This is a genomic window from Nocardioides cynanchi (assembly GCF_008761635.1).
Lineage (GTDB): Bacteria > Actinomycetota > Actinomycetes > Propionibacteriales > Nocardioidaceae > Nocardioides > Nocardioides cynanchi.
On sequence record NZ_CP044344.1, the window covers coordinates 374,208 to 400,430 of the forward strand.

General features: G+C 72.4%; 25 protein-coding genes. 16 read left to right on the forward strand and 9 right to left on the reverse strand.

The window, feature by feature from the left end; genetic code table 11:
* The first annotated feature begins 29 nt into the window (after positions 1–29).
* From E3N83_RS01980 to E3N83_RS01990, 3 genes are all read left to right on the forward strand, one after another.
* A complete protein-coding gene (locus tag E3N83_RS01980; RefSeq protein ID WP_151081735.1) occupies positions 30–407 on the forward strand; it encodes a DoxX family protein in 378 nt (125 codons plus the stop codon).
* 49 nt (positions 408–456) lie between these two features.
* Positions 457–2,235, forward strand: coding sequence for a proline--tRNA ligase (locus E3N83_RS01985; protein ID WP_238343027.1), 1,779 nt, complete (start codon positions 457–459; stop codon positions 2,233–2,235).
* 335 nt (positions 2,236–2,570) lie between these two features.
* The gene (locus E3N83_RS01990; protein WP_151081736.1) at positions 2,571–3,290 is read left to right on the forward strand and encodes an HAD family hydrolase; all 720 of its coding nucleotides are present in this window, start codon (positions 2,571–2,573) and stop codon (positions 3,288–3,290) included.
* 189 nt (positions 3,291–3,479) lie between these two features.
* Here the strand turns inward: E3N83_RS01990 and E3N83_RS01995 are convergent, their stop codons facing one another.
* Both E3N83_RS01995 and E3N83_RS02000 read right to left on the reverse strand, forming a co-directional pair.
* Positions 3,480–3,917, reverse strand: a complete 438-nt coding sequence (locus E3N83_RS01995; RefSeq protein WP_151081737.1) for a ferritin-like domain-containing protein — start codon at positions 3,915–3,917, stop codon at positions 3,480–3,482.
* Positions 3,914–4,363, reverse strand: a complete 450-nt coding sequence (locus E3N83_RS02000; protein ID WP_151081738.1) for a hypothetical protein — start codon at positions 4,361–4,363, stop codon at positions 3,914–3,916. The genes E3N83_RS01995 and E3N83_RS02000 overlap by 4 nt, the downstream gene beginning before the upstream one ends.
* 121 nt (positions 4,364–4,484) lie before the next feature.
* On the opposite strand from E3N83_RS02000, the gene rimP reads away from it, so the two are divergent.
* From rimP to E3N83_RS02015, 3 genes are all read left to right on the forward strand, one after another.
* On the forward strand, positions 4,485–4,961 hold the full coding sequence (gene rimP, locus E3N83_RS02005) for a ribosome maturation factor RimP (RefSeq protein ID WP_151081739.1): 477 nt from the start codon (positions 4,485–4,487) through the stop codon (positions 4,959–4,961).
* On the forward strand, positions 4,961–5,941 hold the full coding sequence (nusA, locus tag E3N83_RS02010) for a transcription termination factor NusA (protein ID WP_151081740.1): 981 nt from the start codon (positions 4,961–4,963) through the stop codon (positions 5,939–5,941). The genes rimP and nusA overlap by 1 nt, the downstream gene beginning before the upstream one ends.
* Before the next feature lie 166 nt (positions 5,942–6,107).
* Positions 6,108–6,809, forward strand: coding sequence for an aspartate/glutamate racemase family protein (locus tag E3N83_RS02015; protein WP_151081741.1), 702 nt, complete (start codon positions 6,108–6,110; stop codon positions 6,807–6,809).
* Here E3N83_RS02015 and E3N83_RS02020 read toward each other — a convergent pair.
* Positions 6,801–7,550, reverse strand: a complete 750-nt coding sequence (locus E3N83_RS02020; protein ID WP_151081742.1) for a glycoside hydrolase family 16 protein — start codon at positions 7,548–7,550, stop codon at positions 6,801–6,803. The genes E3N83_RS02015 and E3N83_RS02020 overlap by 9 nt on opposite strands.
* Positions 7,551–7,633: 83 nt before the next feature.
* On the opposite strand from E3N83_RS02020, the gene E3N83_RS02025 reads away from it, so the two are divergent.
* Both E3N83_RS02025 and infB read left to right on the forward strand, forming a co-directional pair.
* A complete protein-coding gene (locus E3N83_RS02025; RefSeq protein WP_272950281.1) occupies positions 7,634–7,954 on the forward strand; it encodes a YlxR family protein in 321 nt (106 codons plus the stop codon).
* Between the two features lie 137 nt (positions 7,955–8,091).
* Positions 8,092–10,863 carry a translation initiation factor IF-2 gene (gene infB, locus E3N83_RS02030; protein WP_151081743.1) on the forward strand — a complete coding sequence of 924 codons (2,772 nt, stop codon included), beginning with the start codon at positions 8,092–8,094 and terminating at the stop codon, positions 10,861–10,863.
* A gap of 71 nt (positions 10,864–10,934) precedes the next feature.
* Here the strand turns inward: infB and E3N83_RS02035 are convergent, their stop codons facing one another.
* The gene (locus tag E3N83_RS02035; protein WP_151081744.1) at positions 10,935–11,942 is read right to left on the reverse strand and encodes a serine hydrolase domain-containing protein; all 1,008 of its coding nucleotides are present in this window, start codon (positions 11,940–11,942) and stop codon (positions 10,935–10,937) included.
* Positions 11,943–11,993: 51 nt separating this feature from the next.
* On the opposite strand from E3N83_RS02035, the gene rbfA reads away from it, so the two are divergent.
* Genes rbfA through E3N83_RS02060 form a run of 5 tightly spaced genes read left to right on the forward strand, consistent with a single transcriptional unit; the run spans position 11,994 to position 16,897 of the window.
* Complete coding sequence (rbfA, locus tag E3N83_RS02040) at positions 11,994–12,473, forward strand: 30S ribosome-binding factor RbfA (protein ID WP_151081745.1); 480 nt, start codon at positions 11,994–11,996, stop codon at positions 12,471–12,473.
* Entirely contained in the window at positions 12,466–13,323 is an 858-nt protein-coding gene (truB, locus tag E3N83_RS02045) for a tRNA pseudouridine(55) synthase TruB (protein ID WP_151081746.1), read from the forward strand. Before rbfA ends, truB begins: the two co-directional genes overlap by 8 nt.
* Positions 13,324–13,382: 59 nt before the next feature.
* A complete protein-coding gene (locus tag E3N83_RS02050) occupies positions 13,383–14,747 on the forward strand; it encodes an FAD-binding domain-containing protein (RefSeq protein WP_151081747.1) in 1,365 nt (454 codons plus the stop codon).
* A 30-nt stretch (positions 14,748–14,777) separates the two neighbouring features.
* Positions 14,778–15,746 carry a bifunctional riboflavin kinase/FAD synthetase gene (locus tag E3N83_RS02055; protein WP_272950282.1) on the forward strand — a complete coding sequence of 323 codons (969 nt, stop codon included), beginning with the start codon at positions 14,778–14,780 and terminating at the stop codon, positions 15,744–15,746.
* Entirely contained in the window at positions 15,743–16,897 is a 1,155-nt protein-coding gene (locus tag E3N83_RS02060) for a MalY/PatB family protein (RefSeq protein ID WP_151081748.1), read from the forward strand. Before E3N83_RS02055 ends, E3N83_RS02060 begins: the two co-directional genes overlap by 4 nt.
* A 21-nt stretch (positions 16,898–16,918) precedes the next feature.
* Here the strand turns inward: E3N83_RS02060 and E3N83_RS02065 are convergent, their stop codons facing one another.
* From E3N83_RS02065 to E3N83_RS02080, 4 genes are read right to left on the reverse strand one after another with little or no spacing between them, the layout of a single operon-like run.
* Positions 16,919–17,176, reverse strand: a complete 258-nt coding sequence (locus tag E3N83_RS02065) for an HPr family phosphocarrier protein (protein ID WP_151081749.1) — start codon at positions 17,174–17,176, stop codon at positions 16,919–16,921.
* Between the two features lie 29 nt (positions 17,177–17,205).
* Positions 17,206–19,263 (reverse strand): PTS fructose transporter subunit IIABC, encoded by a 2,058-nt coding sequence (locus tag E3N83_RS02070; RefSeq protein ID WP_151081750.1) that lies wholly within the window; start codon positions 19,261–19,263, stop codon positions 17,206–17,208.
* Positions 19,264–19,268: 5 nt separating this feature from the next.
* Positions 19,269–20,237 carry a 1-phosphofructokinase family hexose kinase gene (locus tag E3N83_RS02075; protein ID WP_151081751.1) on the reverse strand — a complete coding sequence of 323 codons (969 nt, stop codon included), beginning with the start codon at positions 20,235–20,237 and terminating at the stop codon, positions 19,269–19,271.
* 13 nt (positions 20,238–20,250) lie between these two features.
* Positions 20,251–21,018 (reverse strand): DeoR/GlpR family DNA-binding transcription regulator, encoded by a 768-nt coding sequence (locus E3N83_RS02080; protein ID WP_151081752.1) that lies wholly within the window; start codon positions 21,016–21,018, stop codon positions 20,251–20,253.
* 88 nt (positions 21,019–21,106) lie between these two features.
* On the opposite strand from E3N83_RS02080, the gene ptsP reads away from it, so the two are divergent.
* Complete coding sequence (gene ptsP / locus E3N83_RS02085; protein ID WP_151081753.1) at positions 21,107–22,786, forward strand: phosphoenolpyruvate--protein phosphotransferase; 1,680 nt, start codon at positions 21,107–21,109, stop codon at positions 22,784–22,786.
* A 38-nt stretch (positions 22,787–22,824) separates the two neighbouring features.
* On the opposite strand, the gene E3N83_RS02090 is transcribed toward ptsP, so the two are convergent.
* Positions 22,825–25,014, reverse strand: a complete 2,190-nt coding sequence (locus E3N83_RS02090; protein ID WP_238343029.1) for a molybdopterin-dependent oxidoreductase — start codon at positions 25,012–25,014, stop codon at positions 22,825–22,827.
* A 145-nt stretch (positions 25,015–25,159) separates the two neighbouring features.
* On the opposite strand from E3N83_RS02090, the gene E3N83_RS02095 reads away from it, so the two are divergent.
* Positions 25,160–25,417 carry a DUF6458 family protein gene (locus tag E3N83_RS02095; RefSeq protein ID WP_151081754.1) on the forward strand — a complete coding sequence of 86 codons (258 nt, stop codon included), beginning with the start codon at positions 25,160–25,162 and terminating at the stop codon, positions 25,415–25,417.
* A gap of 237 nt (positions 25,418–25,654) precedes the next feature.
* Positions 25,655–25,930 carry a 30S ribosomal protein S15 gene (rpsO, locus tag E3N83_RS02100; protein WP_151081755.1) on the forward strand — a complete coding sequence of 92 codons (276 nt, stop codon included), beginning with the start codon at positions 25,655–25,657 and terminating at the stop codon, positions 25,928–25,930.
* Positions 25,931–26,223: the final 293 nt, after the last annotated feature.

Below are 26,223 nucleotides of genomic sequence, written 5' to 3' on the forward strand. Positions count from 1 at the left end.
CGAGGGTTCCGGCTGGCTACGCTGAGCCGGTGAAGCTGCCTCGCGACGTCGCTGCCCTGGTCGGGATCTTCGCCGTCAGCGGGGTGGTCCACCTGGTCAGGCCCCAGGTCTACGAGCCGCTGATGCCCTCGTGGGTGCCGCGCCATCGAGAGGTGATCCTGGGCAGCGGGGTGGCCGAGCTGGCGTGCGCCGCCGGGCTCGCCGTCCCCGCCTCCCGTCGTACGGCGGGCTGGGCGAGCGCCGCGCTGCTGCTCGGGGTGTTCCCGGGGAACGTGAAGATGGCGCTCGACGCCCAGCGCTCCCGCCGTCCGGGACGCCGGACGACGGCGCTGAAGATCGGCACGCTGCTCCGGCTGCCGCTGCAGTGGCCGATGATCCGGGCGGCCCTGCGCGCGGCGCGGAACTGATCCGAAACCGCTTCGCGGAGCTCGGAGACCCGCCCGTAGGCTGACGCCCATGACCGGCACCGTGCTCCGCATGTCCAGCCTCTTCGTCCGCACGTTGCGCGACGACCCGGCGGACGCCGAGGTGCCCAGCCACCGGCTCCTGCTGCGGGCCGGCTACATCCGCCGCGCCGCGCCGGGGATCTACACGTGGCTGCCCCTCGGGCTGCGGGTGCTGCGCCGGATCGAGGAGATCATCCGCGACGAGATGGACGCGATCGGATCGCAGGAGCTGCTGTTCCCCGCGCTCCTTCCCCGCGAGCCGTACGACGCCTCCGGGCGCTGGACCCAGTACGGCGCCGGGATCTTCCGGCTCAAGGACCGCAAGGGCGGCGACTACCTCCTCGGCCCCACCCACGAGGAGATGTTCACCCTCGTCGTGAAGGACCTGTACTCCTCCTACAAGGACCTCCCGCTGTCGATCTACCAGATCCAGACCAAGTACCGCGACGAGGCGCGGCCCCGGGCCGGGCTGCTGCGCGGGCGCGAGTTCGTCATGAAGGACGCCTACACCTTCGACATCGACGACGCCGGCCTCGACGCGTCGTACCAGAAGTTCCGCGACGCCTACATCAGGGTCTTCGACCGTCTGGGCTTCGACTACGTCATCGTCAAGGCGCAGTCGGGGGCGATGGGAGGCTCGAAGTCCGAGGAGTTCCTGGCCACCGCGGCGGTCGGCGAGGACACCTACGTGCGCTGCACGAACTGTGACTACGCCGCCAACGTGGAGGCGGTGTCGGTGCCGGTGCCCGCCCCGGTGGCCTACGACGACGCGCCCGCGGCGCATGCCGAGCAGACACCGGACACCCCGACCATCGAGACCCTGGTCGACCACCTGAACGAGAAATACCCCCGCGACGACCGGCCCTGGCACGCCGGCGACACGCTGAAGAACGTGGTCTTCTCGGTCCGCCGGCCCGACGGCACGGTCCAGGCACTGGCGATCGGGTTGCCCGGCGACCGCGAGGTCGACGAGAAGCGGCTCGAGTCGCAGCTCGGTGAGGGCGCCGTGTTCGAGCCCTTCGGCGAGGCCGACTTCGCCGCCCGCCCCACGCTGAGCAAGGGCTACATCGGGCCCGGTGCGCTGGGGGAGGACAAGCCCGCCGGGGTGCGCTACCTGGTCGACCCGCGGGTCGTGGAGGGGACCCGCTGGGTGACCGGCGCGGACGTGTCCGGCAGCCACGTGCTCGACCTCGTGGCCGGTCGTGACTTCACCGCGGACGGCGTGATCGAGGTCGCCGAGGTGCGCGACGGCGACCCCTGCCCCAACTGCGACGGCGGGACCCTCGAGTCCGCCCGCGGCATCGAGATGGGCCACATCTTCCAGCTCGGCCGGCTCTACGCCGACGCGCTCGGGCTCCAGGTGCTCGACGAGAACGGCAAGCTGGTCACGGTCACGATGGGGTCCTACGGCATCGGGCCCTCACGGGCGGTCGCGGCGATCGCCGAGGGAACGCTCGACGACATCGGGCTGTGCTGGCCGCGCAACGTCTCGCCCGCCGACGTGCACATCGTCGCCACCGGTAAGGACGACGCGATCTTCGAGGCCGCATCGACCCTGGCCGACGACCTGCGCGACCGTGGCCTCACGGTGCTGTACGACGACCGGCCCAAGGTCAGCCCGGGCGTGAAGTTCAAGGACGCCGAGCTGATCGGCGTCCCGACGATCGTCACCGTCGGCCGCGGTCTCGCGGACGGGGTCGTCGAGGTCAAGGACCGCCGCAGCGGCGACCGGAACGACGTACCCCTCGCCGAGGCCGCCGCCCACCTCGCCGCCCTCACAGGCCGCTGAGTCGGCACAAACAGACACCGGCACGACGCCGAGTCGGCAGAAACAGGCAGCAGTACGAAGCCCAGTCGGCACAAACAGACAGCCGTAAGACGCCGAGTCGGCACAAACAGACAGCTGTACGACGCCGAGTCGGCACAAACAGTCTCCAACCACTGCTTCGTGGCGCCGACTCAGCGGCTTCGGCGCGCCCCTTTGCGCCGACTCGGCACCATTGGCGCGCCCGTTCGCGCCGACTCGGCACCATTGGCGCGCCTGTTTGCGCCGACTCAGCGGCTTGGGCGTGCCTGTTTGCGCCGACTCGGCGGGGGAGGGTGAGGTGAGGCTACGGTCGGGGCGTGGACCTGGATGCGGTGATCTTCGACTGGGGCGGGACGCTGACCCGCTGGCACGACGTCGACTTCCATGCGGAGTCGATGGCCCTGGCCGCGGCGGCGGTCGACCACGGGCTCGACGTGGCGGCGGCGAGCGCCCGGCTGCACCAGGCCGGCCAGGTGGTGTGGGGTCGTTCGCGCGACCACCAGCAGAGCGCCACGGTGGCCGACCTGTTCGACGAGGCGGGGCTCGGTCACGACCCCGAGCTGCTGACGGCCTACCGCGAGTTCTGGGAGCCGCACACCCTGACCGATCCCGAGGTCGGACCGATGTTCGAGCGGCTCCACGCGGCCGGGCTCCGCATCGGAGTGCTCTCCAACACGATCTGGCCGCGCGCCTGGCACGTCGAGTTCTTCCGGCGGGACGGGGTCTACGACCTGATCGACGGCGACGTCTACACCAGCGAGATCCCGTGGACCAAGCCGTCCACGCACGCCTTCGGGGCAGCTCTGGACGCGGTCGGGGTGACCGACCCAGCGCGGGCCGTCTACGTCGGCGACCGGTTGTACGACGACATCTGGGGAGCTCACCAGGCGGGCCTGCGCGCGGTCCACATCCCGCTCAGCACCATCCCGGCCGAGCAGGTCGGCCACACCGAGGGAACCCCCGACGGAGTGGTCCACTCGCTCGCCGAACTACCCGCTCTGCTGGAAAGTGCAACCTTTCGCATTGCAAGAACATGAGGCACGAAGGATCAGACAGGCACCCGATGCTCGTTGCATGATTGTGCACAGATGGTCGCGGGGCACCCCCCTTGCTCTCCGACCGTGGTCGATTCCCCCCAATCGGCCTCAGCGATCTGGTGCTCCGGGGGATGTCTCGGGAGTTCCTCGGAGCACCAGACGCCCACCTCGGCGGTGGGTGTCTCTCGATCAGCTGCCGGGGAACTCGGTGTCCATCCCCGGCAGCGGTTCGGGTGAACCCCCGAAGCCCAGCTCGGACGTGGCCGTCTCGACGAGCGCGTCGACCGCCCAGGTGCGGTTCGTCCCGGTGCTCGCGGCGACCAGCACGCCGTACGACGTGAGGCAGGCGCGCTCGACGCGCAGCGCCTCGGCCGAGATCTCCGTCGGGGTGGTGAGGGCGCGGCTCACCCGATAGGCGGGCTCGGCCGGCACCGGGTCGGCACCGGTCGAGGTGATGGTGGCGGTCAGGTCGTCGCGACGCCCCGCATGGACGGCGTACGCCGTGCTGATGGCGGCCCGCAGGACCGGGGCGGGCAGGCCGGCCGCACGGCCGCCGAGCACCCCGAACACGTACACCGCGGCATGCTCGGCGGCCAACGTCTGCTGGAGGGCGTCGAGCTCGCTCATGCTGCGGCCTGGAGCTCGGGCTGCATCCGGATGCCGGCGGCCACCGAGGCGAGCACCCGAGCCAGGTCGCCGTCGCGGCACGTCTCGGCCCAGTGCGTGAAGCGGACCACCGCCCGACGCTCCCGGAGCACGGTCTCGGTCGTGGTCAGCGGGTGGGTCCGTCGCGTCGACGGGGGCTGCCCGCCCAGGGCGAGCAGCTGGGTCCGGTGGCAGGCGACGAGGGAGGCGGCGCGTCGGGAGCCCGAGAGCCCGATGATCAGCGAGGCCAGCTCGGCCCGGGCAGCGGCCAGCACGGAGGCGTCGGGATCGGGGGTCGAGGACGCGGCCGGACGGGTCGGCGGTGCCGGGTCGAACCGGCAGCCGGCCAGCAGGCTCGCGGCGCCGACGGTGGCGGTCAGGCCGGCTCCCGACAGCAGCCCGCGACGCGACAGCGGGATCCCGGACACGTCCGCGACCCTATCTCCGCGGGCAGTCCGGGCGTCCGGGCGGCGCCCCGAGCCGGTGGTCCGGGGTCGCCCGTGTCACCCGCTATCGTGAAGGCCGACAACAGCACAAGGAGGCCGCGACGTGAGCCCGCTCAACCCGGACAGCTCCCGGATCAACGACGTGCTCCGCGACCCCCTGGCCACCCTCGACCTCGACCTCGAAGCGGTGGAGCTCAGCCCGGCCGGCAAGTTCCGGATGCTCCGCATCGCCGTCGACAAGGACGGCGGGGTCACCCTCGACGACATCGCCGAAGCGACGAAGGCGGTCTCCGCGGCCCTCGACGAGTCCGACCTGATGGGCGAGACGGCGTACACCCTCGAGGTCACCTCCCGCGGGGTCGACCGCCCGCTCAGCGAGCCGCGCCACTGGCGGCGCAACCACGACCGGCTGGTCAAGGCGACGCTGGCCGACGGCTCGCAGCTGACCGGTCGGGTGGGAGCCAGCGACCACGACGGGGTCACCCTGGACGTGTCCGGTGTCGAGCGCCGGCTGGCGTACGACGACATCGCCAAGGCCCTGGTCCAGGTCGAGTTCAACCGGAAGACGAAGGAGTCCTGATGGACATCGACCTGAGCGTCCTGAGGATGCTGGAGCGCGAGAAGGAGATCTCCTTCGACGTGCTCGTGGGGGCCATCGAGCAGGCGCTCCTCACGGCGTACCTCAAGACCCCCGGCGCGCAGGAGAAGGCCCGAGTGGTGCTCGACCGGCACAGCGGGCACGTCACGGTGTTCGCCGCCGAGCTCGACGACGAGGGCAACCAGATCGCGGAGTACGACGACACCCCCGACGGCTTCGGGCGGATCGCCGCGACCACCGCGAAGCAGATCATGCTCCAGCGCCTGCGCGACGCCGAGGACGACATCCGGTACGGCGAGTTCTCCGGCAAGGAGGGCGACCTGATCTCGGGTGTCATCCAGCAGGGCCGCAACCCCGACGACGTGATGGTCGACCTCGGCAAGCTCGAGGCGCTCCTGCCCCTGGGGGAGCGGGTCCCGGGGGAGAAGTATCTCCACGGCGAGCGGATCAAGTGCCTGGTGATCTCGGTGCGCAAGGGCATGCGCGGACCGCAGATCACGCTCTCGCGCTCGCACCCCAATCTGGTGAAGAAGCTGTTCGCGCTCGAGGTGCCCGAGATCGCCGACGGCACCGTCGAGATCGCCGCCATCGCCCGCGAGGCCGGTCACCGCACCAAGATCGCGGTGACCACCCAGGCGCCGGGCGTCAACGCCAAGGGCTCCTGCATCGGGCCGATGGGCCAGCGCGTGCGCCAGGTGATGTCGGAGCTGCACGGCGAGAAGATCGACATCGTCGACTGGTCCGAGGACCCCGCCGAGATGGTCGCCCACGCCCTGTCGCCGGCCCGCGTCTCCCGCGTCGAGATCGTCGACGCGGAGGCGCGCTCGGCCCGGGTGATCGTGCCGGACTTCCAGCTCTCGCTGGCGATCGGCAAGGAAGGTCAGAACGCCCGGCTCGCCGCCCGCCTCACCGGCTGGCGCATCGACATCCGCTCCGACGATGAGCCGGCCAGCGAGGCGTGAGCGTGTCGAGACCCGGTGAACGTGCGCAGGCGGGCCGGCGCGTGGTCTCGACTCCGCTCGACCACCGGGGCGGCGGGGTCACGACTCCGCTCGACCACCGAGGCGGCGCGGTCACGACCCGGCTCGACCACCGAGGTCGGGTGGACGACCGACCGGGCGTCCTCCGATGAGGCTGCTCGGCGTCCTCGGCGGCATGAGCTGGACCAGCACCGAGGCCTACTACCGGCTGCTCAACCTCGGCGTCGGCGAGCGCCTCGGGGGTCTGCACTCGGCGCGGATCGTCCTGCACAGCGTCGACTTCGACGAGATCGCGGTCCGGCAGCACGCCGGCGACTGGGAGGGTACGGCGCAGGTGCTGGCCGAGGCCGCTGCCGGGCTGGCCGCGGCCGGTGCCGACGGTCTGCTGCTCGCGACGAACACGATGCACAAGGTGGCCGACGTGGTGCAGGAGGCGTCCGGGCTCGAGCTGCTGCACATCGCCGACGCCACCGCTGCCGCGATCTCGGCGCGGGGGCTGACCCGGGTCGGGCTGCTGGCCACCGCCTTCACCATGGAGGAGACGTTCTACGTCGAACGCCTGGCCCGGCACGGCATCGAGGCGCTGGTGCCTGACCCGGTCGGGCGGGCCGACGTGCACCGGGTCATCTACGACGAGCTGGTGCGCGACGTCGTACGACCGGAGTCGCGGGAGCGCTACCGCGAGGTGATGGCCGACCTGGTCGGCCGTGGCGCCGAGGGGATGATCCTGGGCTGCACCGAGGTGGGGCTGCTGGTCGGCCCGGACGACACGACCGTGCCGACGTTCGACACCTGTCGCCTGCACGCGGCTGCGGCCGTCGACTGGATGCTGGCCGAGACCTCAGCCTGACTCGCCACCGATCCAGTCCACCTCGAGGGCCGGCACCGACGCGACGCCCGGCCAGTCGGGGAAGTCGAAGACCGCGACCATCACCTGGAGCGGGTACGTCGGGGGGTTGCGGCAGGTGCGGACCAGCTCGCCGTCGACGGAGAACTCCGCGACCTGCTCGTCCCAGCGCACGGCGTACTCGTGCCACTGGCCGACGTCGACGGGCAGGCGCGGCGCCTCGAAGTCGTGCACCAGCCGTGGGTCGTTGAGCCGCTTGATGCCCATGCCGACCTGTGCCGACCGACGCGGCTCGCGGTCCTTGCCGAAGACCTCGACCAGGCACAGCTCGCCGGAGTCCTCCGGGGACTCCTCGAAGCCACTGAGCCAGACCGCCGCCATCGACCGGTCCGAGAGCTCCATCCGGCAGACCACGGCCAGGGACCCGCTCCGCGGCAGCCAGCCCTCGAGGCGCGGCTGCTCCTCGCGGACCTGCTGCGTCTCGAGGAACCGCTGCCCACCGACCGGGCTGCCCACCGGGCCGGAGTGTGCTCCCGAGGCGATGCCCGAGACGCGAAGCGGGGTCGGGTGCAGGTCGGGGCACCACAACGGCTGGTCGGGAGGGATCCACAGGCGCAGCCGGCCGCCCGCGACCCGGTGCCGGGCCCGCGTCGCCGCCCGGGAGCTCCAGTGCGGGAGGTAGTGGGGGTCCCACACGCCCGGATCGAGCTCCGTGCCGTCGAAGTCGTCCCGGAAGGGGCCCATGGGCGAGACCCTAGGGGCAGCACCGGGGCGCCGCCACCAGCCGGTTCGGGGAATAGCCGTGCGGCGCGGTAGGGTTCTGCCCAGTGGTTCGCGCAACGATTCCTCCTGCCGTCACGGCCCCCAGTGGTCCGGTCCGCACGTGCATCGGGTGTCGGGAGCGGGCCGCGAAGAGCGAGTTGTTGCGGGTGACCGCCGGCTCGGATGCCTCCGGCCGACCAGCCGTGGTGCCCGATCCAGCAGCCACCCGGCCCGGACGAGGGGCGCATCTGCACCCCACGACCGTGTGTTACGACCTCGCCGTACGTCGTCGAGCTTTCGGCAGGGCCCTCCGGGCCACCGTCGGGTTGGACAGCGCACCGGTGGCGTCGTACCTCGCCTCGCTGGACACACCAACCGACCGATGACCGACTGATCAGGACTGGAGCATCAGCTCATGAGCACTCGATGAGTAACTCCCGATGAGTTTGCAACACCCACCAACGGTCTGAGATCCACCCCCGGACATCCCCGGGGAAGCGGGTCTGGGGCCAGAAGGAGAAACGTGGCCAAGACCCGAGTACACGAGCTCGCCAAAGAGTTCGGTGTCGAGAGCAAGTTCGTTCTCGAGAAGTTCAAGGAGATGGGGGAGTTCGTCAAGTCGGCGAGCTCCACTGTCGAGCTGCCCGCCGAGATGCGCTTCCGCAAGGAGTACGGCGACGGCCTGAAGGCCCAGCAGGCCAAGGCCGCGCCTCCCGCGAAGCCCGCCGAGGCCCCCGCAGCCACCACGACGCCGACCACGTCCGAGGCGCCCGCCGCGTCGGTCGACGGCGCCCAGGTCGCGCAGACCGCGGCCGAGTCCGCCCCGGCGCCCGCCGCCGGTGGCCCGAAGCCCGGCCCGAAGGCGGCCCCCGCCCCGGCCGAGCCCGAGGCGCCTGCGGCGTCCTCCGAGGCCGAGACCCCGACCGCGCCGGCACCCCGCCCGGCCGCCCGCCCCGGCGCCCCGCGCCCGGGCAACAACCCGTTCGCGTCCAGCCAGGGCATGGGCCGACGCCCCGCCCCCGCACCGCGCGAGACCGAGGACGACGACACCCGTGCTCCGCGTCCGCCGGCTGCCGGCGGACGGCCCGGGATGCCGCGCCCCAACCCGGCGATGATGAACCGCTCTCCCGGCGCGTTCGGGACCGGCCCCGGTGGCCGTGGCCCGGCCGGTGCCGGTGGTCCGGGTCGTCCCGGTGCTCCCGGCCGCGGTGCCCCCGCTCGTGGCGGTGCTCCCGCTCGTGGCGGTGCCCCCGGCCGTGGTGGCCCGGGCGCCGGCGCTCCGGCCGGTGCCGGTGCTCCCGGCCGCAGTGGTCCCGGCTTCGGCGGTGGCCCCGGTGGTGGCCGCGGTCGCCCCGGTCAGCGTGGACAGACCCAGGGCGCCTTCGGTCGCCCGGGCGGGCCGTCGCGCCGTGGTCGCAAGTCGAAGCGGGCTCGTCGTCAAGAGTTCGAGCAGATGGAGGCCCCGACGATCGGCGGCGTGCGTGTCCGCAAGGGCAACGGCGAGACCGTTCGCCTGGCCCGCGGCGCCTCGCTGACCGACTTCGCCGAGAAGATCAACGTCGACGCCGCGTCACTGGTGCAGATGCTCTTCTCGCTCGGCGAGATGGTCACCGCGACCGAGTCGGTCAACGACGAGACGCTCGAGCTGATCGGCGAGGAGCTGAACTACGTCGTCCAGGTCGTCTCGCCCGAGGACGAGGACCGCGAGCTCCTGGAGGGCTTCGACCTCGAGTTCGGTGCCGACGAGGGTGACGAGGACGACCTGGTCGTCCGCCCTCCGGTCGTGACCGTGATGGGTCACGTCGACCACGGCAAGACCAAGCTCCTCGACGCCCTCCGCTCGGCCAACGTCGTCGACAAGGAGGCCGGTGGGATCACCCAGCACATCGGTGCCTACCAGGTCGAGACCGAGGTCGAGGGCAACGAGCGCTGGATCACCTTCCTCGACACCCCGGGTCACGAGGCGTTCACCGCCATGCGTGCGCGTGGTTCGCAGTCGTCGGACATCGCGGTCCTCGTGGTCGCCGCCGACGACGGCGTGATGCCGCAGACGGTGGAGGCGCTCAACCACGCCCGCGCCGCCGGCGTGCCGATCGTGGTCGCGGTGAACAAGATCGACAAGGAGGACGCCGACCCCACCAAGGTGCGTGGCCAGCTCAGCGAGTACGGCCTCGTCCCCGAGGAGTACGGCGGCGACTCGATGTTCGTCGACGTGTCGGCCAAGTCCGAGCTCAACCTCGACAAGCTGCTCGAGGCGATCGTGCTGACCGCCGACGCGGCACTGGACCTGCGGGCCAACCCCACGCAGGACGCCCAGGGCCTCGTGGTCGAGGCACACCTCGACCGCGGTCGTGGTCCGGTGGCGACCGTGCTGGTCCAGCGCGGCACGCTGCGGGTCGGCGACTCGATCGTGGCCGGTCCGGCCCACGGCCGGGTCCGGGCGCTGCTCGACGAGCACGGCACGGCGATGGACGAGATCTTCCCGGGTCAGCCCGCGATGGTGCTCGGCCTCTCGGCCGTGCCCGGTGCGGGTCAGAACTTCCTGGTCGTCGAGGACGACCGGATGGCCCGTCAGATCGCCGAGAAGCGTGAGGCTCGCGAGCGCGCCGCCATGCAGGCCCAGCGCCGCGTGCGTCGTACCCTCGAGGACTTCATGGCCTCCATGGAGAAGGGCGAGAGCCAGGAGCTCAACCTGATCCTCAAGGGCGACGTGTCCGGTTCGGTCGAGGCCCTCGAGGACTCGCTGGCCAAGATCGACGTCGGCGACGAGGTGTCGCTGCGCGTCATCGACCGCGGGGTCGGTGCGATCACGGAGACCAACGTCATGCTGGCGGCGGCCTCCGATGCGATCATCATCGGCTTCAACGTGCGGCCGCAGGGCAAGGCGACCGAGCTGGCGGACAAGGAAGGCGTCGAGATCCGCTACTACTCGGTCATCTACAACGCGATCGAGGAGATCGAGGCGGCCCTCAAGGGCATGCTCAAGCCGGAGTTCGAGGAGTCGACCCTGGGGCAGGCGGAGATCCGTGCGATCTTCCGCTCCTCGCGGCTCGGCAACATCGCCGGCTGCATGGTCACCAGCGGTGTCATCCGGCGCAACGCCAAGGTGCGCCTGATCCGCGACGGTGCGGTCGTGGCCGACAACCTCGACCTGGCCTCGCTGAAGCGGGAGAAGGACGACGCCTCCGAGGTCCGCGAGGGCTTCGAGTGTGGTCTGGTGCTGCGCAACTACCAGGACATCAAGGAGGGCGACGTCGTGGAGGCCTTCGAGATGAAGGAGATCCCGCGCGCCTGACGTCCCTGGGTGTTCGCCCCCGATCCGCTCACGCGGGTCGGGGGCGTTCCCGTTGTGCGGTGGGGACGACGTCAGCCGACGAGGGCCCGGTTCAGCAGGCTGACGATCGGCCAGGCGCCGTCGGACCAGTTCGAGAGCACGGTCCAGGTGTCGCCGGAGACGGGGTCGTGGTGGCTGAGCATGGAGACGCCGGCGTCGTAGCCCTCGAGCCAGACGGACTCGCCGGTCTCGTGCAGGTGCAGACCGAGCCCGTAGCGCTCGTGCTCCTCGGGCCAGTCGCTGCGGGGCCTGGTCATCTGGGCGACCCGCTCGAGGGGGAGGATCCGGCCCGCGAACAGGGCGGCCCACAGCGCGTGGAGGTCCGCGGCCGTCGTGTAGGCCCCGCCGTCCCCGCTGCCCAGGACCGGTAGGTGCAGCACGTTCGTCCGCAGCCCGTCGCGGCCCAGGTAGTGCCGCGCGGCCCGACCGGGCAGCTCGTCGGAGCGCAGGAAGGCGGTGTCGGCCAGCCCGGCCGGCTCCCACACCAGCGTCCGGACCAGGTCGTGGAAGCCGACCGCAGCCGCGCGCTCAGCGATCAGGGCGAGCACGACGTACCCACCGTTGCAGTAGGCGAAGCGGGCGTCTGCTGCGAACGCCGTCGGGTGTCCGTCCAGCACCGCGAGGTACTGCTCGGTGGTCTCCAGCTCGTGCACCGGGACCCGCAGCACGTAGTCGGTGATGTGGTTCCCCGCGACCCCCTCGTCGAGGTAGTCACCGATCCCGGAGCGATGGGCCAGCAGGTGCTCGACGGTCACGTCGTCGGCGATCAGCGGCAGGTCGTCGCCGAGCACCGACCGCGCGGTGGTCGACAGCTCCAGGGTGCCGCGCTCGACCAGCGCCATCACGGCCAGCGCCGTGAACCCCTTGGTCCCGCTCGCCGTCGCGAACGGGGTGTCCACGGTGTTCGCGATCTCGTGCGCCCGGTCCGCGAAACCGTAGGCGCGGGCCAGCTCGGTGGTCCCGGCCCGGTCGACGCGGATGACCCCGGTGAACCCGCAGCGGGCGACCTCGGCGTCCAGCACATCGTCGAGCGAAGGCATGGTCGCCAACCTAGTGGGCGCCGGGACGGTGCGGAGAAGTAGGTTTGCCCCATGGCCAACCCACGCGTCCGCAAAGTCGCCGACCGGATCCAGGTGATCGTGGCCGAGATGCTCGAGCGACGGATCAAGGACCCCCGGGTCGGGTTCGTCACGATCACCGACGTCCGGGTCACCGGTGACACCCAGCAGGCCACCGTCTTCTACACGGTGCTCGGCGCCGAGACCGACCTGGCCAGCACCGCGGCGGCGCTGGAGTCGGCCAAGGGGCTGCTGCGCTCCGAGGTCGCCAAGCAGCTCGGGATGCGGCACTCGCCGAGCCTGACGTTCGTCCCCGACGTCGTGCCCGAGAACGCGCGCCAGATCGACGAGGTGCTGGCCCGGGCCAAGGCCCTCGACGCGGAGGCCGCGGCGCAGCGTGGCGCGTCGTACGCCGGTGAGCCCGACCCTTACAAGAAGCCGCGCGAGGACGACGCCGCGGAGCCCTCGGGCGAGGGCGCGGGTGCCGTTCCGGCGGCCGAGCCCGATGCCTGAGCCGGCCTCCGGGCTGCTCGTCGTCGACAAGCAGGCCGGGATGACGTCGCACGACGTCGTGGCGCGCGTACGCCGGCTGGCCGGGACCCGCAAGGTCGGCCACGCCGGCACTCTCGACCCGATGGCGACCGGAGTCCTGGTGCTCGGGCTGAACCGGGCGACCCGGCTGCTCGGCCACCTGACGCTGACCGACAAGCGCTACGTCGCCACGATCCGCCTCGGCGCAGCCACCACCACCGACGACGCGGAGGGCGAGGTGACCGCGACGGCGTCGACCGACGGGTTGACCGAGAGCTCCGTGCGCGAGGCGCTGACGGCCTTCGCCGGCGAGATCGACCAGGTGCCCAACGCGGTCTCGGCGATCAAGATCGCCGGCAAGCGCGCCTATGCCCGCGTGCGCGAGGGCGAGGTGGTCGAGATCCCGGCGCGGCGGGTGACCGTGCACTCGCTCGAGGTGACGGCGGTCGACCTGCCCGACGTCGAGATCGCGGTGCACTGCTCCAGCGGCACCTACATCCGGGCGATCGCCCGCGACCTCGGCGAGGCGCTCGGTGTCGGTGGCCACCTCACCGCCCTGCGCCGGACCGCGGTCGGGCCGTTCGGCATCGACTCGGCCCGGACGCTCGACGACCTCGAGGCCTCCTTCACGATCACCCCGATCTCCGATGCCGTGCGGGCGTGGTTCCCCGCGCACGAGCTCGATGCAGCGGGCGCCGCCGCGGTCCGTGTCGGTCGCACCCTCGACCTCTCGCTGGACGTGCTGACGGGCGTCTTCGCACCCGACGGCACGTTCCTCGCGCTCTACGAGCCGAGCGGCGAGACCGCCCGCCCGGTGGCCGTGTTCGTCTGAACGACGGACCACCGGGGAGGGTGAGGACCCCCGCTCGCGGGCATGGCAGGGTTCGGGTGGTGAACGCCGTCCTCTGGCTCCGCCGCGACCTGCGTCGCCGCGACCTCCCGGCGCTGGGCGCCGCCGCCGACGTGGCCGGCGACGGCGAGGTCCACGTGCTGTTCGTGATCGACCCGGTCCTCTGGGACGGCTGCGGGCCGGCCCGGCGCGGCTGGCTGGCCGCCAGCCTGCGCGCCGCCGCGGCGTCGTACGACGGCCGGCTGACGGTGCGCGTGGGCGACCCGGTGACCAAGGTGGCCGCGTTCGCCGCAGACGTCGGCGCCGGCTCGGTGCACGTCAGCGCCGAGACCACGCCGTACGGCGCGCGGCGCGACGAGCGGGTCCGGGCCCGACTCGCCGAGCGTGGGCTCGACTGGGTCCCGACCGGCTCGCCGTACGCCGTGGGGCCGGGCCGGGTGCTGACCAAGGACGGCACGCCGTACCGCGTCTTCACGCCCTTCTCCCGCGCCTGGCGCGAGCACGGCTGGGCCGAGCCCGCGACGGCGCCTCGCGACCTGGCGCTCGGCGACGACCGGAGCGACGACCGGGCCGCCCGGCGGCTCGACGACGCGCTCGCCGACTGCCCGGTCGGCCTGCCGACCGCGGGGGAGGACGCCGCGCTGCGGCGCTGGCGGGCCTTTCGCGACGACCGCCTCGCGGCCTACGCCGACGGCCGCGACCGGCCCGACGTGGCGGGCACGTCCCAGCTCTCGCCGTACCTCAAGGTCGGGGCGATCCACCCGCGCACCATGCTCGCCGACCTCGCGGGATCGCGGTCGCGCGCGGCCGAGGTGTTCACCAACGAGCTCGGCTGGCGCGAGTTCTACGCCGACGTCCTGCACAGCAACCCCGAGTCCGCCTGGCACGACCTGAGGCCCGAGCTCGGGTCCATGGCGTACGACGCCGACCCGGCGCTGGTGAGCGCGTGGCGGGAGGGCCACACCGGCTTCCCGATCGTCGACGCGGGGATGCGGCAGCTGGCCGGGAGCGGCTGGATGCACAACCGGGTGCGGATGATCACCGCCAGCTTCCTGTGCAAGGACCTCCACGCCTGGTGGGGTGCCGGCGCGTCGCACTTCCTGGCCCACCTGATCGACGGCGACGTCGCCAGCAACAACCACGGCTGGCAGTGGGTGGCCGGGACCGGCACCGACGCCTCGCCGTACTTCCGGGTCTTCAACCCCGTCACCCAGGGCAAGAAGTTCGACCCCCAGGGCGACTACGTGCGTCGCTGGGTGCCCGAGCTGGCCCATGTGGCGGGCGCGAAGGCGCACGAGCCGTGGACCGTCGACGACGGCTACCGGCACGGTTACCCCACGCCGGTGGTCGACCACGCCGAGGAGCGCGTCGAGGCCTTGCGCCGCTACGAGGAGGCGCGTCGCTGAGAGCCGCGGGGGGCTCGTTATCCTCGGGCCGTGCAGACCTCCACGCCGCGTGAGCCCCGGATCTGGCGGTCCCTCGCCGAGATCCCGGGCGACCTCGGTCGCACGGTGGTGGTGATCGGCAACTTCGACGGCGTCCACCTCGGTCACCAGCACGTGATCCGCGAGGCCCGGGCCGCGGCCGACGCCGAGCACCTCCCGGTCGTCGCGGTGACCTTCGACCCGCACCCGATGGCCGTGCTGCGCCCCGAGCACGCACCGACGGCCCTGACCGACCTGGCGACCCGTGCCCGGTTGCTCGCGGCTGCGGGCGTCGACGACGTGCTGGCCGTCCCGTTCGACCGCGAGATCGCTGCCTGGAGCCCGCACGAGTTCGCCGAGCGGGTGCTGGGCGACGCCCTGCACGCGACCGTGGTCGTCGTCGGCGCCAACTTCCGGTACGGCGCGCGGGCGGCCGGTGACGTCGCGTCGCTGGCCGCCAGCGGTGAGCAACTCGGGTTCCGGGCGATCGGCGTCCCCCTCGACGGGGGACCGCAGGTGTGGTCCTCGACCTATGTGCGCACCTGCCTGGCCGCCGGCGACGTCGCGGGTGCCGCCGAGGCCCTGGGGCGGCCGTTCGCCGTGCGCGGCGAGGTGGTGCGGGGCGACCGGCGCGGGCACGAGCTGGGCTACCCGACCGCCAACGTGCCGACCGGAGGGATGACGGCGGCCCCCGCCGACGGCGTGTACGCCGGCTGGCTGCAGCGCCTGGACACCGGCGAGACCTACCCGGCCGCGATCAGTGTGGGCACCAACCCGACCTTCGAGGGCGAGCGCGACCGGCGGGTCGAGTCCTACGTGCTCGACCGCGACGACCTGGAGCTGTACGACGTGGTGGTCGAGGTCGCCTTCGTGGAGCGGATCCGGGGCATGGTGCGCTTCGACGGCGTCGAGGCGCTGGTGGAGACGATGGCCGGCGACGTGGCCCGTGCACACGAGATCCTGGGAGTGGCCCGGCCGTGAGCGACCGACGGCCGATCGTCGACCTCACCGACGAGGAGGCCCGGCGCGCCCTGGTGCTCAAGTGGGGCAGCGTGCCGGCCGACGTGATCCCGGCCTGGGTGGCCGAGATGGACTACCACCTGGATCCCGTCGTCCACGCCGCGGTCCGCCGTGCCCTCGACGACGGCGTGACCGGCTACCCGCTGTTCGGCTCCTCCGACGGCCTCGGCGCGGCGTACTCCGGCTTCGCCCGGCGCCACTTCGGGGCCGAGGTCGACCCCGACTGGGTGATCCCGACCGTGGACGTGACCTCGGGGGTGCGGCTGGCCCTGACCCTGCTGTCGGAGGACGCGCCCGTCGTCTACCCGACCCCGGGCTACCCGCCGCAGTTCGGCGTGCCCGGCCTGACCGGTCGCACGCTGGTTGAGCTGCGCGCCGACCCCGAGTCCGAGACGGCCGACCTCGACCTCGACCGGCTGGACGCGCTGCTCGTCGCCGGGGCCCGCACCCTGCTGCTCACCCAGCCGCACAACCCCTGGGGCCGGGTCTTCACCCGCGCCGAGCTCGAGGGCGTCCGCGACGTCGTGACCCGGCACGGAGCTCGGGTGATCAGCGACGAGATCCACGCGCCCCTCGTGCTGCCCGGAGCCGAGCACGTCCCCTACCTGTCGATCGAGGGCACGCACGACCACGCCGTCGCCGTGGTCGCCGCCTCCAAGGCGTTCAACACCGCGGGGCTGCGCTGTGCCCAGCTGGTGGTGCCCGACGACGCCGCCCGGCGACGCGTGCTGGACTGCCCGCCGGCCGCCAACGACTCCTGGTCACCGCTGGGCGTCGTCGCGGCACGGACCGCCTACGAGCTCGGTGACCCGTGGCTGGCCAGCCTCGTCGAGCGGCTCGACCAGCAGCGCACCCTGCTCGGGGACCTGCTCGCCGAGCACCTGCCGGAGGTACGCCGCTGGCCGCACGAGGCGACGTACCTCGCCTGGCTCGACGTCGGCGCCTACGGGTTCGACGATCCGGCCGCGGTTGCCCTCGAGCGCGGCCGGGTGAAGGTCTCGCCCGGGGCCGACTACGCGTCCGACCTGGGCGACCATGTGCGGCTGAACTTCGCCACCAGCCCCGAGCGGCTCACCGAGATCGTGCGCCGGCTGGCCGCTGCCTGGACCTGAGCGAGGACCGCACCGGTCCGGTTACGCGTCGAGGTCCTTCTCGACCATCGCCGCGATCGTGTCGACATCGGCCTCGTTGTCGCCGGACACCTCGACCGTGTCGCCCTTGGCGGCGCCCAGGGTCATGATCATCAGGGCCGAGCTGGCATCGACCGGGTCCCCGCCGGGCATGCCGATCGTCACCTCGGAGTCGAGTTCGCCGGCCGCCTCCGAGATCAGGGCCGCGGGGCGGGCGTGCAGGCCGACGGCCGAGCCGACGATGACGGACTTGGTGGGCATGTGTGCTCCTTCGAGTGGGCGGGACGTGGTCAGACGGTAGCGACGTCGGTGTTGACCGGCCACACCGTCTTGGCAGCGATCACGGCGGCGGCACCGACGAGCACGCCGGCGATCAGGGCGATGAAGTACCCGGCGATGTTGTGCACGGCGAACAGCACGAAGATGCCACCGTGCGGTGCCCGCACGCTGACGTTCAGGGCCTCCGAGAGCGCCCCGGTGACGGCGCTGCCCAGCATGATCGACGGGATCACCCGCAGCGGGTCGGCGGCCGCGAACGGGATGGCGCCCTCGGTGATGAACGACGCCCCGAGAGCCCAGCCGGCCTTGCCGTTCTCTCTCTCCGGGAGGGAGAACAGCGCAGGTCGGACCACCGTGGCCAGGGCCAGGGCGATCGGCGGCACCATGCCGGCGAGCATGACCGCGGCCATGATCTGCAGGCGCGGGTCGTCGGCCGCAGCCGAGGCGGCCGCGCCGACGCCGGCGGCGGCGAAGCTGTAGGCCACCTTGTTGAGCGGACCACCCATGTCGAAGGCCATCATCAGTCCGAGCACGACCCCGAGCAGGACCGCGTTGGAGCCGCTCATGTTGGTCAGGCCGCTGTTGAGCGAGTCGATCAGCTTGCCGATGGGCTTGCCCAGCACCACGATCATCACGAGTCCGACGATGATGGTGGTCAGCAACGGGATGACCAGGACCGGCATCAGACCCCTGGCCCAGGCCGGCACCGTCCAGCTCGCGATCCAGTGCGCGACCAGGCCGGCGAGCACGCCGCCGACGATGGCGCCCAGGAAGCCGGTCGCCGGCAGGCTGGTGGGGTTGGCGGTGGCGCCGTCGGTGACCGCGAAGATGTTCGTGGCCAGACCGCCCATGATGAAGCCCGGGGCGATGCCTGGCCGGTCGGCGATCGCATAGGCGATGTAGCCCGCCAGGGCCGGCACGAAGAACATGAACGCCGTCTTGCCGAAGATGAAGAAGAGCGCGCCCAGGTAGGCGAAGAAGCCGGAGTGGAACAACGCGTGCGGCAGCGCGAGAGCCGTGGGGTCCGGCAGGTTGAGGAACGTGTTGTCCACGGCGATCTTGCCGTAGCTGTTGACGATCTCGTCGCCACCGAAGAGGAACCCGAGGGCGATCAGGAGGCCGCCGGCGGCGACGAAGGGGATCATGTAGGACACGCCGGTCATCAGCACCCGGCGGGTGCGCCCGCCCCACGTCTCGGCTGCTCCGGTCTGCGTGGAGCCGGACGCGGCCGAGCCCTCCACTCGCGGGGCGTTCGGGTCGTCGGCGTAGCGCAGGGCCTCGGCGATCATGGCGTCACCGTCGTCGATCGGCCGCTTGACCCCCGAGGACACCACCGGCTTGCCGGCGAAGCGGCCGCGGTCGCGGACCCCGACGTCGACGGCGAAGATCACCGCGGACGCGGCCGCGATGGTGGCCGGCGCGAGCGGCTTCGAGCCGGCGGAGCCCTGGGTCTCGACCGAGATCGGGACCCCGGCGCGTGCGGCCGCGGCCTCGAGGGCCTCGGCGGCCATGTAGGTGTGGGCGATCCCGGTCGGGCAGGCGGTGACCGCTACCAGCGAGCGCCCGCCGGAGGGGGCCGGGCCGGCGGCGGCGCCGGGCGCGACCGCGGCGGCCGGCTGGTCGCCGACCGCGGCCATCACCAGGTCGACGACCTCCTGGGCGGACGAGGCGCCGCGCAGGCTGTCGACGAAGTCGCGCTTGACCAGCGACCGGGCCAGCTTGGTGAGCAGCTGCAGGTGGGTCGCGTCGCCGCCTGCCGGGGCGGCGATCAGGAACGCCAGGTCTGCGGGGCCGTCCTTCGCACCGAACTCGACCCTCGGCTGGAGCCTCGCGAAGGCGAGCGTCGGCTCGGCGACGCCGGCGGTGCGGCAGTGGGGGATCGCGATGCCTCCGGGCAGCCCGGTGGGAGCGGTGCCCTCGCGGGTGATCGCGTCCTCGGCCAGCTGGTCGGGGTCGTCGGCGCGGCCGGCCTCCCCGACGATGCGGGCCAGGGCGCGGATGACGTCGTGCTTCTCCGACCCGAGATCGGCGTCGAGCCGGATCAGGTCGGCGGTGATCAGGTCGGACATGGGGGTCACCTTCCGGTGGTGAGGGGGAGGCGGGTGACCGTCACGAGCTCGGGTCGGACCTGCCGGGGGTGGGGGATCGTCGTACCCGGGAGGCCGGCGGCGGCGCTGCCGTAGGCGACTGCGAGCGCGAGTCGTTGGTCGGGGCTGCGTCCGGTGACGTCCCCGAGGAGGTAGCCGAACAGGCTGGAGTCGCCCGCCCCGACCGTGCTGACGACCGTGGTCGGCGGGGGCGTGGCGTGCCAGGCCGCGTCCTTGTCGACGAGTACGGCGCCGTGCGGACCGAGGGTCACCAGCACACTCTCCACTCCATGCTCGATCAGCGCCAGAGCTGCGCGCCCGGCGGCCGCCGGATCCGACTCGAGACGGTCGGCGTCGGCGCCGGTGAACGACGCCAGCTCCTCGCCGTTGGGCTTCATCAGGTGGGGTGCGCTGGCGGCGTCCGCCGAGAGGGCGTCGACCAGCGCCTTGAGCGGTGCGTCGCTGGTGTCGACCGCGACCCGTGCCCCGGCACCTCGCAGCGCGGCGACCAGCTCGGCGTACCACTCGGGCGGCGCACCCGGGGGGAGCGATCCGGCCAGGACGATCCAGTCCGCGCTCCCTGCGCGCCGGACCAGTGCCTCGGTGAGCTCGTCGAGCAGCCGGGTCGTGGCCTGGGGTCCGGGGCTGTTCAGCTTGGTGGTGGTGCCGTCGGGCTCGGTGATCGTGATGTTCACGCGCAGGTCGCCCTCGTGGGGCACCGGGCGGCAGTCGATCCCGGCCGCGAGGAGCTCGAGGACGAAGGGGTCCTCCTTGGTGGCGGGGAGCACGGCGATGGACGGGATGTCGGCGGCGACGCAGGCTCGAGAGATGTTCACGCCCTTCCCTCCGGCCTGGGAGATCACCGACTCCGCACGCTGGACGGTGCCGCGCTCGAGGGGTCCGGACAGGTTCACCGTGCGGTCGTGGCTCGGGTTGGCGGTGAGGGTGACGATCATGAGCGCTCCCCGTTCATGCGACGACGATCTCCATGCCGGCTCGGGCCAGCGCGCGGCGGTCGGCCGACGACACCTCGTCGTCGGTGACCAGGACGTCGACCTCGGCCGCCGAGGCGAAGCGGACGGCGGTCTCGATGCCGAACTTGGAGGAGTCGGCGAGCACCACGACCCGGCTCCCGCTCGCCACCAGGGCTCGCTTGACGGCCGCCTCGTCGGCATCCGGCGTGGTCAGGCCGTGCTCGGCGGTCAGGCCGTTGGTGCCGATGAAGGAGACGTCCACGCGCAGGTCGCTGAGGAAGGAGACGGTGTCGGCGCCCACGGCTGCCTGGGTGGTACGCCGGACCCGGCCGGGCAGCAGCCGGAGGTCGATCTGACGCAGCCCGGCCAGCCGGGACGCGATCGGCACGGCGTGGGTGAAGACCGTCAGCGCGTGGTCGGAGGGCAGCAGGGTGGCCAGGCGAGCGGTGGTGGAGCCGGCGTCGATCAGGACCGTGCCGCCGCTCGGTGGCAGCTGGGCGACCGCCGCCCGGGCGATCCGCTCCTTGCGCTCGGTGTTGACCTGGTCGCGCTCGCGGATGCCGGACTCGATCAGCGACAGGGAGCTGGGGGGTACGACGCCGCCGTGCACCCGGCGGACCAGCCCGATCCGCTCCAGGCTCGACAGGTCCCGGCGCACGGTCTCGGTGGTGACGGCGTACTCTCGGGCCAGCTGGTTGACCGACATCCGCCCGCGCTCGGTGACCAGACGCGCGATCGCCTGCTGGCGTTCCTCGGCGTACATGGGCAGCAAGCTCCTCACATCTGTGTCTGTGTGGTTTTACGCCCGAACGTGTTGACTTGTCAAGGGGGGTCAGGAGTAGCGTGTCGCCATGAGCGACCAGTCGTCCACCGGCTCCCTGCACGGCACCCCGGTCGTCCCCGGAGTCGCCTACGGCCCGGCCCTGGTCGTCCGGGGCGAGGTCTCGCCCGAGGCGATCGCGCGCTTCGACGGTGCCGCCCTCGACGAGGACGCCGCCCTCACGGCGTACGACGAGGCTGCCGACGCCGTCGCCACCGGCTTCACCCGCCGTGCCGACAAGGCCTCGGGCGCGGCGGCCGAGGTGCTCACGGCCAGCGCCGGCCTGAGCCGCGACAAGGGGCTGCGCTCGGCGGTCCGCAAGCACCTGCGCAGCGGCGAGGACCTCCTGACCTCCGTTCACGCCGCTGTGGAGCAGTTCACCGCGGTGTTCACGCAGATGGGCGGCCTGATGGCCGAGCGGGTCACCGACCTGCGCGACATCGAGCGTCGGGTCGTCGCCCACCTGGTCGGCGAGCCGGAGCCCGGCGTCCAGATGCCGGAGGACCCGGTCGTCCTGCTCGCCGCGGACCTCGCGCCGTCCGACACCGCCACCCTCGACCCGCGGGTCGTGCTCGCCCTGGTCACCGAGCGGGGCGGGCCGACCAGCCACACCGCGATCATCGCCCGCCAGCTCGCGATCCCGTGCGTGGTCGGCGCCCCCGGGGTCACCGACATCGCGACCGGTACGCCGCTCCTGGTCGACGGCACCACCGGGTCCATCGAGACCGCACCGGACCCCGACCAGGCGCGGCGCCAGGTCGAGGCGGACCGCGAGCAGCGCGCCGCGCTGGCCACCTGGAGCGGCCCGGGCGAGACCGCCGACGGCACCAGGATCAAGATCCTGGCCAACGTCGCCGACGGCGAGTCCGCCCGAGGAGCGGCGGACGGTCCGGTCGAGGGCGTGGGCCTGTTCCGCACCGAGCTGTGCTTCCTGAACCGCACGGAGGAGCCGTCGGCCGAGGAGCAGGCACAGATCTACGGCGAGGTGCTGGCGCCGTTCAAGGGCCGCTACGTCGTCGTCCGCACCCTCGACGCCGGGTCCGACAAGCCGGTGGCCTTCGCGACCCACGAGGGCGAGGAGAACCCCGCCCTCGGCGTGCGCGGCCTGCGCCTCTCCTTCGACAACCCCGACCTCCTCGTGCGCCAGCTCGACGGCATCGCGGCGGCCGCCGAGGCGACCGGCACCGAGACCTGGGTGATGGCCCCGATGGTGGCCACCGTCGCCGAGGCGGCCGAGTTCGGCGAGGCCGTGCGCAGTCGGGGGCTCAAGCCCGGCGTGATGGTGGAGGTGCCGTCGGCGGCGTTGCTGGCGCACCGGATGCTGGAGGTGGTCGACTTCCTCTCGATCGGCACCAACGACCTGACGCAGTACACGATGGCCGCCGACCGGATGGCCACCGACCTGGCCCACCTCACCGACGCGTGGCAGCCCGCCGTGCTCCAGCTGATCGCGATCACCGCCGAGGCCGGCAAGCAGGCCGGCAAGCCGGTGGGCGTGTGCGGCGAGGCGGCCGCGGACCCGCTGCTGGCGTGCGTCCTGGTCGGGATGGGCATCACGTCGCTGTCGATGGCCTCGGCTGCGGTGCGTCCGGTCGGGGCCCGGCTCGCGGCCGCCAGCATGGACCACCTCGAGGACGCCGCCGAGGCTGCGCTGGCCGCCAAGGACCCGATGGCGGCCCGCGCCGCCGTCCGGGCCGTGCTGGACGCCTGAGCGGAGCGAGGAGGGCAGGCCGCGAGCCCGGGGGGCGGTCAGGCCGGAGCGGCCGCCACGGTGACGGGTACGCCGTTCAGGGCGGCGTTGCCCGAGAGGTCCAGCAGCTCGGGGTCGGTCAGGTCGTTGATCGAGACGCCGGCGACCTTGGTGGCGTTGCGCAGCCGGGTGCCGTCGACCTGGTGACCGTAGCCGTGGGGGAGCGACACGACGCCCGGCATCATGTCGTCGCTCGCCGCGACCTCGACGTCGACCGAGCCGACCCGCGAGGTGACCGTGACCAGCGCGCCGTCGTCGATGCCACGCTCGGTCAGGTCCTGCGGGTGCATCAGGAGCTGGTGCCGCGCCCGGCCCCGGGTCAGCCGGGTGGAGTTGTGGAACCACGAGTTGTTGTCCTGCTTGTGTCGGCGGCCGATCAGCACCAGGGCGTCGTCGGGGCGGTCGTCCAGCCAGCGCTGGAGCCGGTCGAGGTCGCCGACCAGCAGCGCCGGGGCGAGGTCGATGCGGTGCTCGGCCGTCTGGAGCCGGCCCGGCATGGTCGGTCGCAGCGGGCCGAGGTCGACGCCCTCGGGATGGCGCCGCAGCCGGCTCAGCGAGACCCGGCGGCCGGTCCGCAGCAGCACGGCGAGCTGCCGGGTCGGGCTGGTGGCGAGGCGCAGCCGTCGGGTGAGCCGCGCGCGGCGACCCGCCAGGCCCGGTGTGCGCGGCCGCCGCGCGGCGATCCGGGCGGCCAGCTCACGGTAGATCTCCCAGTCGTGCATGGCGTCGTCGGGCTTGGCGAACACCGCGGAGCTGAAGCGTGCCGTGTTGCGCACCGCCAGGCCGTGGAAGACCAGGTCGTAGTGGTCGCGCTCCAGGGTCGTGGTCGGCGGCAGGATCACGTCGGCGTGCCGGGTGGTCTCGTTGAGGTAGATGTCGATCGCGGCCATGAAGTCCAGCGAGTCGAAGGCCTCCCCGAGCCGCCGGCCGTCGGGGGTCGAGAGCACCGGGTTGCCGGCGATGCTGACGAAGGCCCGGATCCGGCCCTCGCCCGGGGTCTCGATCTCCTCGCGCATGCACGCCGCCGGCAGCTCTCCGCCGTACTCCGGGAGTCCGCGTACCCGGCTGCGGTAGAGGTCGTAGTGGCCGGGACCGATGAACCGCCGACCGACGACGTCGACGGCGGGCTCGGGGAACAGCACCCCGCCGGGCCGGTCGAAGTGGCCGCCCAGCAGGTTGAGGCAGTTGATGGCCCACTGGCTCACCGATCCGAACCCGGTGGTGGAGACGCCGAGCCGGCCGTAGGCCGCGGCGCCGCGGGCCGCCACGAACTCGTGGGTGATCCGGACCAGGTCGGTCGCCGAGACCCCGCTGACCTGCTCGGCGAGCTCGGGGGTGAACGGGTCGACCAGAGCCCGCACCCGGTCGACGTGGTCGACGTACGACGGCGGGTCGGCCAGGTCGTCGGAGAACAGCGTGCGCACCATCGCCAGCAGCACGACCACATCGGAGCCCGGGCGCACGAAGTGGTGCTCGGTGGCGATCTTGGCCGTCTCGGTGCGACGCGGGTCGAAGACCACGATCTGCCCGCCGCGGTCCTTGATCGCCCGGGCCCGGTGCGGGAAGTCGGGGCTGGTCATCAGGGAGCCGTTGGACGCCATCGGGTTGGCGCCGAAGACCAGGAAGTACGAAGTGCGGTCCAGGTCCGGCACCGGCAGCAGCAGCTGGTGGCCGAAGAGCTGCCAGGCGACCAGCTGGTGCGGGATCTGGTCGACCGACGAGGCGCTGAAGCGGTTGCGGGTGCCCAGCGACTTGACGAACGGCAGCGCGTGGGTCGCCGAGCCGAGCGCGTGGGCGTTGGGGTTGCCGAGGTAGACGCCGACGGAGTTGCGACCGTGGGTGTCGAGTGTGCTCGCCAGCGCGTCCGCCACCCGGTCCAGCGCCTCGTCCCACGAGATCTCGACCCACTCGTCGCCCACCCGCCGGATCGGACGGCGGAGCCGGTCGGGGTCGTCGTACACGTCGGCCAGCGCGACTCCCTTGGGGCAGATGTAGCCGCGCGAGAGAGGGTCGTCGGGGTTGCCGCGGATGCCGGTGACCCGACCGTCCTCGAGGGTGAGCTCGAGGCCGCAGATCGCCTCGCACAGGTTGCACGCTGTCAGCCGGGTGCCGGTGAAGCCCGGCGGCACCGGGTCCTCCGCCAGCCGAAGACTGCTCGGAAGGGTGGGCATCCGGAGATCGGGGGGCACGCCGTCGAGTCTCCCCCATCACGCCGTACGGCGACAGGGACGGCCGCGACGACCTCACCCTCAAGGGTCTGACCGGGCTGCGGACGAGCCGTTAGCGTGCCCGCGACCCGCCCGTCCCGGGCGGCGAATCGAAGGGATGTTCCCCATGGGATACGGACTCGGAGTGTTCCTCCTGGCCGTCGGCCTGATCCTGGTCTACGCGGTGCAGGACGCCATCAGCGCCGTGGACCTCAGGATGGTCGGCTGGATCCTCGTCCTGGCCGGGGTCCTGGTGATCGCGCTGACCGCGCTGACCATGAGCCGCTCGCGGACCGCCCGCACCGTGGCCACGACCACCCACCCCGACGGGTCGCAGACGACCACGGAGCAGGCCAGCAGGCAGGACCCCCCGCCCGCGGTCTGAGTCGCACCAGAGCACAGCACGACCGCCAGGGGCGGGCTCCCGCAAGGGGGCCCGCCCCTCGCTCTGCCCCCTGGCGCACGCTCCGTTCGGGCCGCCTGCCGTTTTGGGCGGCGTACCGGCCCGCTGATAGCCTTCTGCGGTTGCCGTGAAACGGCCGCGGATCCAGAGAGCCTCAGGCGTTCCGGCCTGTCGCGCCGCGCAACGATCAGCGCCCACCGGGGCGGAGAAGGAGCTCGCATGTCGATCGGTACCGACGCCGACACCAAGAAGAAGATCATCGCCGACTACGCCGTTGCCGAGGGCGACACCGGCTCCCCCGAGGTGCAGATCGCGCTGCTCAGCCACCGGATCGCGCACCTGACCGAGCACCTCAAGACGCACAAGCACGACCACCACACGCGTCGTGGCCTGCTGCTGCTGGTCGGCCAGCGCCGCCGGCTGCTGAACTACCTCAACAAGACCGACATCGAGCGTTACCGCTCGATCATCGAGCGTCTCGGCCTGCGCCGTTGACGTCGCGGAGCGGCTGACCCTCGCGGGGCGGCCGCTCCTTTCACGTCCGGCCCGCCGGCAGATCCGGCGACGTGGGTGGCCAGCAGTTGGCCGCTAGGGTCGATCACAACTGAACACATCAGAAACCAGGAGCGACCCGCCCACGTCGGCTCGGTCCTCGGTAGTGGCTCTCGAGATCGACTCCGATCCGCGGGCCTCGATCGAAGACCGGCACAGACACTGGCTCGAGGTCTTCGAGCAGCGGGACGTTCGCGGGGTCGCTCCGCGAAGAGAGAGGGACAGGGAACCTGTCC

Coding starts and splice junctions, on each gene's coding strand:
- E3N83_RS02035 (WP_151081744.1), bottom strand. CDS start 11,942: ATGCCTTCGCTCGACGATGTGCTGGACGCCGAGGTCGCCCGCTGCGGG.
- rbfA (WP_151081745.1), top strand. CDS start 11,994: ATGGCCAACCCACGCGTCCGCAAAGTCGCCGACCGGATCCAGGTGATC.
- E3N83_RS01995 (WP_151081737.1), bottom strand. CDS start 3,917: ATGAGCGAGCTCGACGCCCTCCAGCAGACGTTGGCCGCCGAGCATGCC.
- E3N83_RS02070 (WP_151081750.1), bottom strand. CDS start 19,263: ATGTCCGACCTGATCACCGCCGACCTGATCCGGCTCGACGCCGATCTC.
- nusA (WP_151081740.1), top strand. CDS start 4,961: ATGGACATCGACCTGAGCGTCCTGAGGATGCTGGAGCGCGAGAAGGAG.
- ptsP (WP_151081753.1), top strand. CDS start 21,107: ATGAGCGACCAGTCGTCCACCGGCTCCCTGCACGGCACCCCGGTCGTC.
- E3N83_RS02095 (WP_151081754.1), top strand. CDS start 25,160: ATGGGATACGGACTCGGAGTGTTCCTCCTGGCCGTCGGCCTGATCCTG.
- E3N83_RS02065 (WP_151081749.1), bottom strand. CDS start 17,176: ATGCCCACCAAGTCCGTCATCGTCGGCTCGGCCGTCGGCCTGCACGCC.
- E3N83_RS02015 (WP_151081741.1), top strand. CDS start 6,108: ATGAGGCTGCTCGGCGTCCTCGGCGGCATGAGCTGGACCAGCACCGAG.
- E3N83_RS01985 (WP_238343027.1), top strand. CDS start 457: ATGACCGGCACCGTGCTCCGCATGTCCAGCCTCTTCGTCCGCACGTTG.
- E3N83_RS02020 (WP_151081742.1), bottom strand. CDS start 7,550: ATGGGCCCCTTCCGGGACGACTTCGACGGCACGGAGCTCGATCCGGGC.
- truB (WP_151081746.1), top strand. CDS start 12,466: ATGCCTGAGCCGGCCTCCGGGCTGCTCGTCGTCGACAAGCAGGCCGGG.
- E3N83_RS02075 (WP_151081751.1), bottom strand. CDS start 20,237: ATGATCGTCACCCTCACCGCCAACCCGAGCCACGACCGCACGGTGAAC.
- E3N83_RS02080 (WP_151081752.1), bottom strand. CDS start 21,018: ATGTACGCCGAGGAACGCCAGCAGGCGATCGCGCGTCTGGTCACCGAG.
- rpsO (WP_151081755.1), top strand. CDS start 25,655: ATGTCGATCGGTACCGACGCCGACACCAAGAAGAAGATCATCGCCGAC.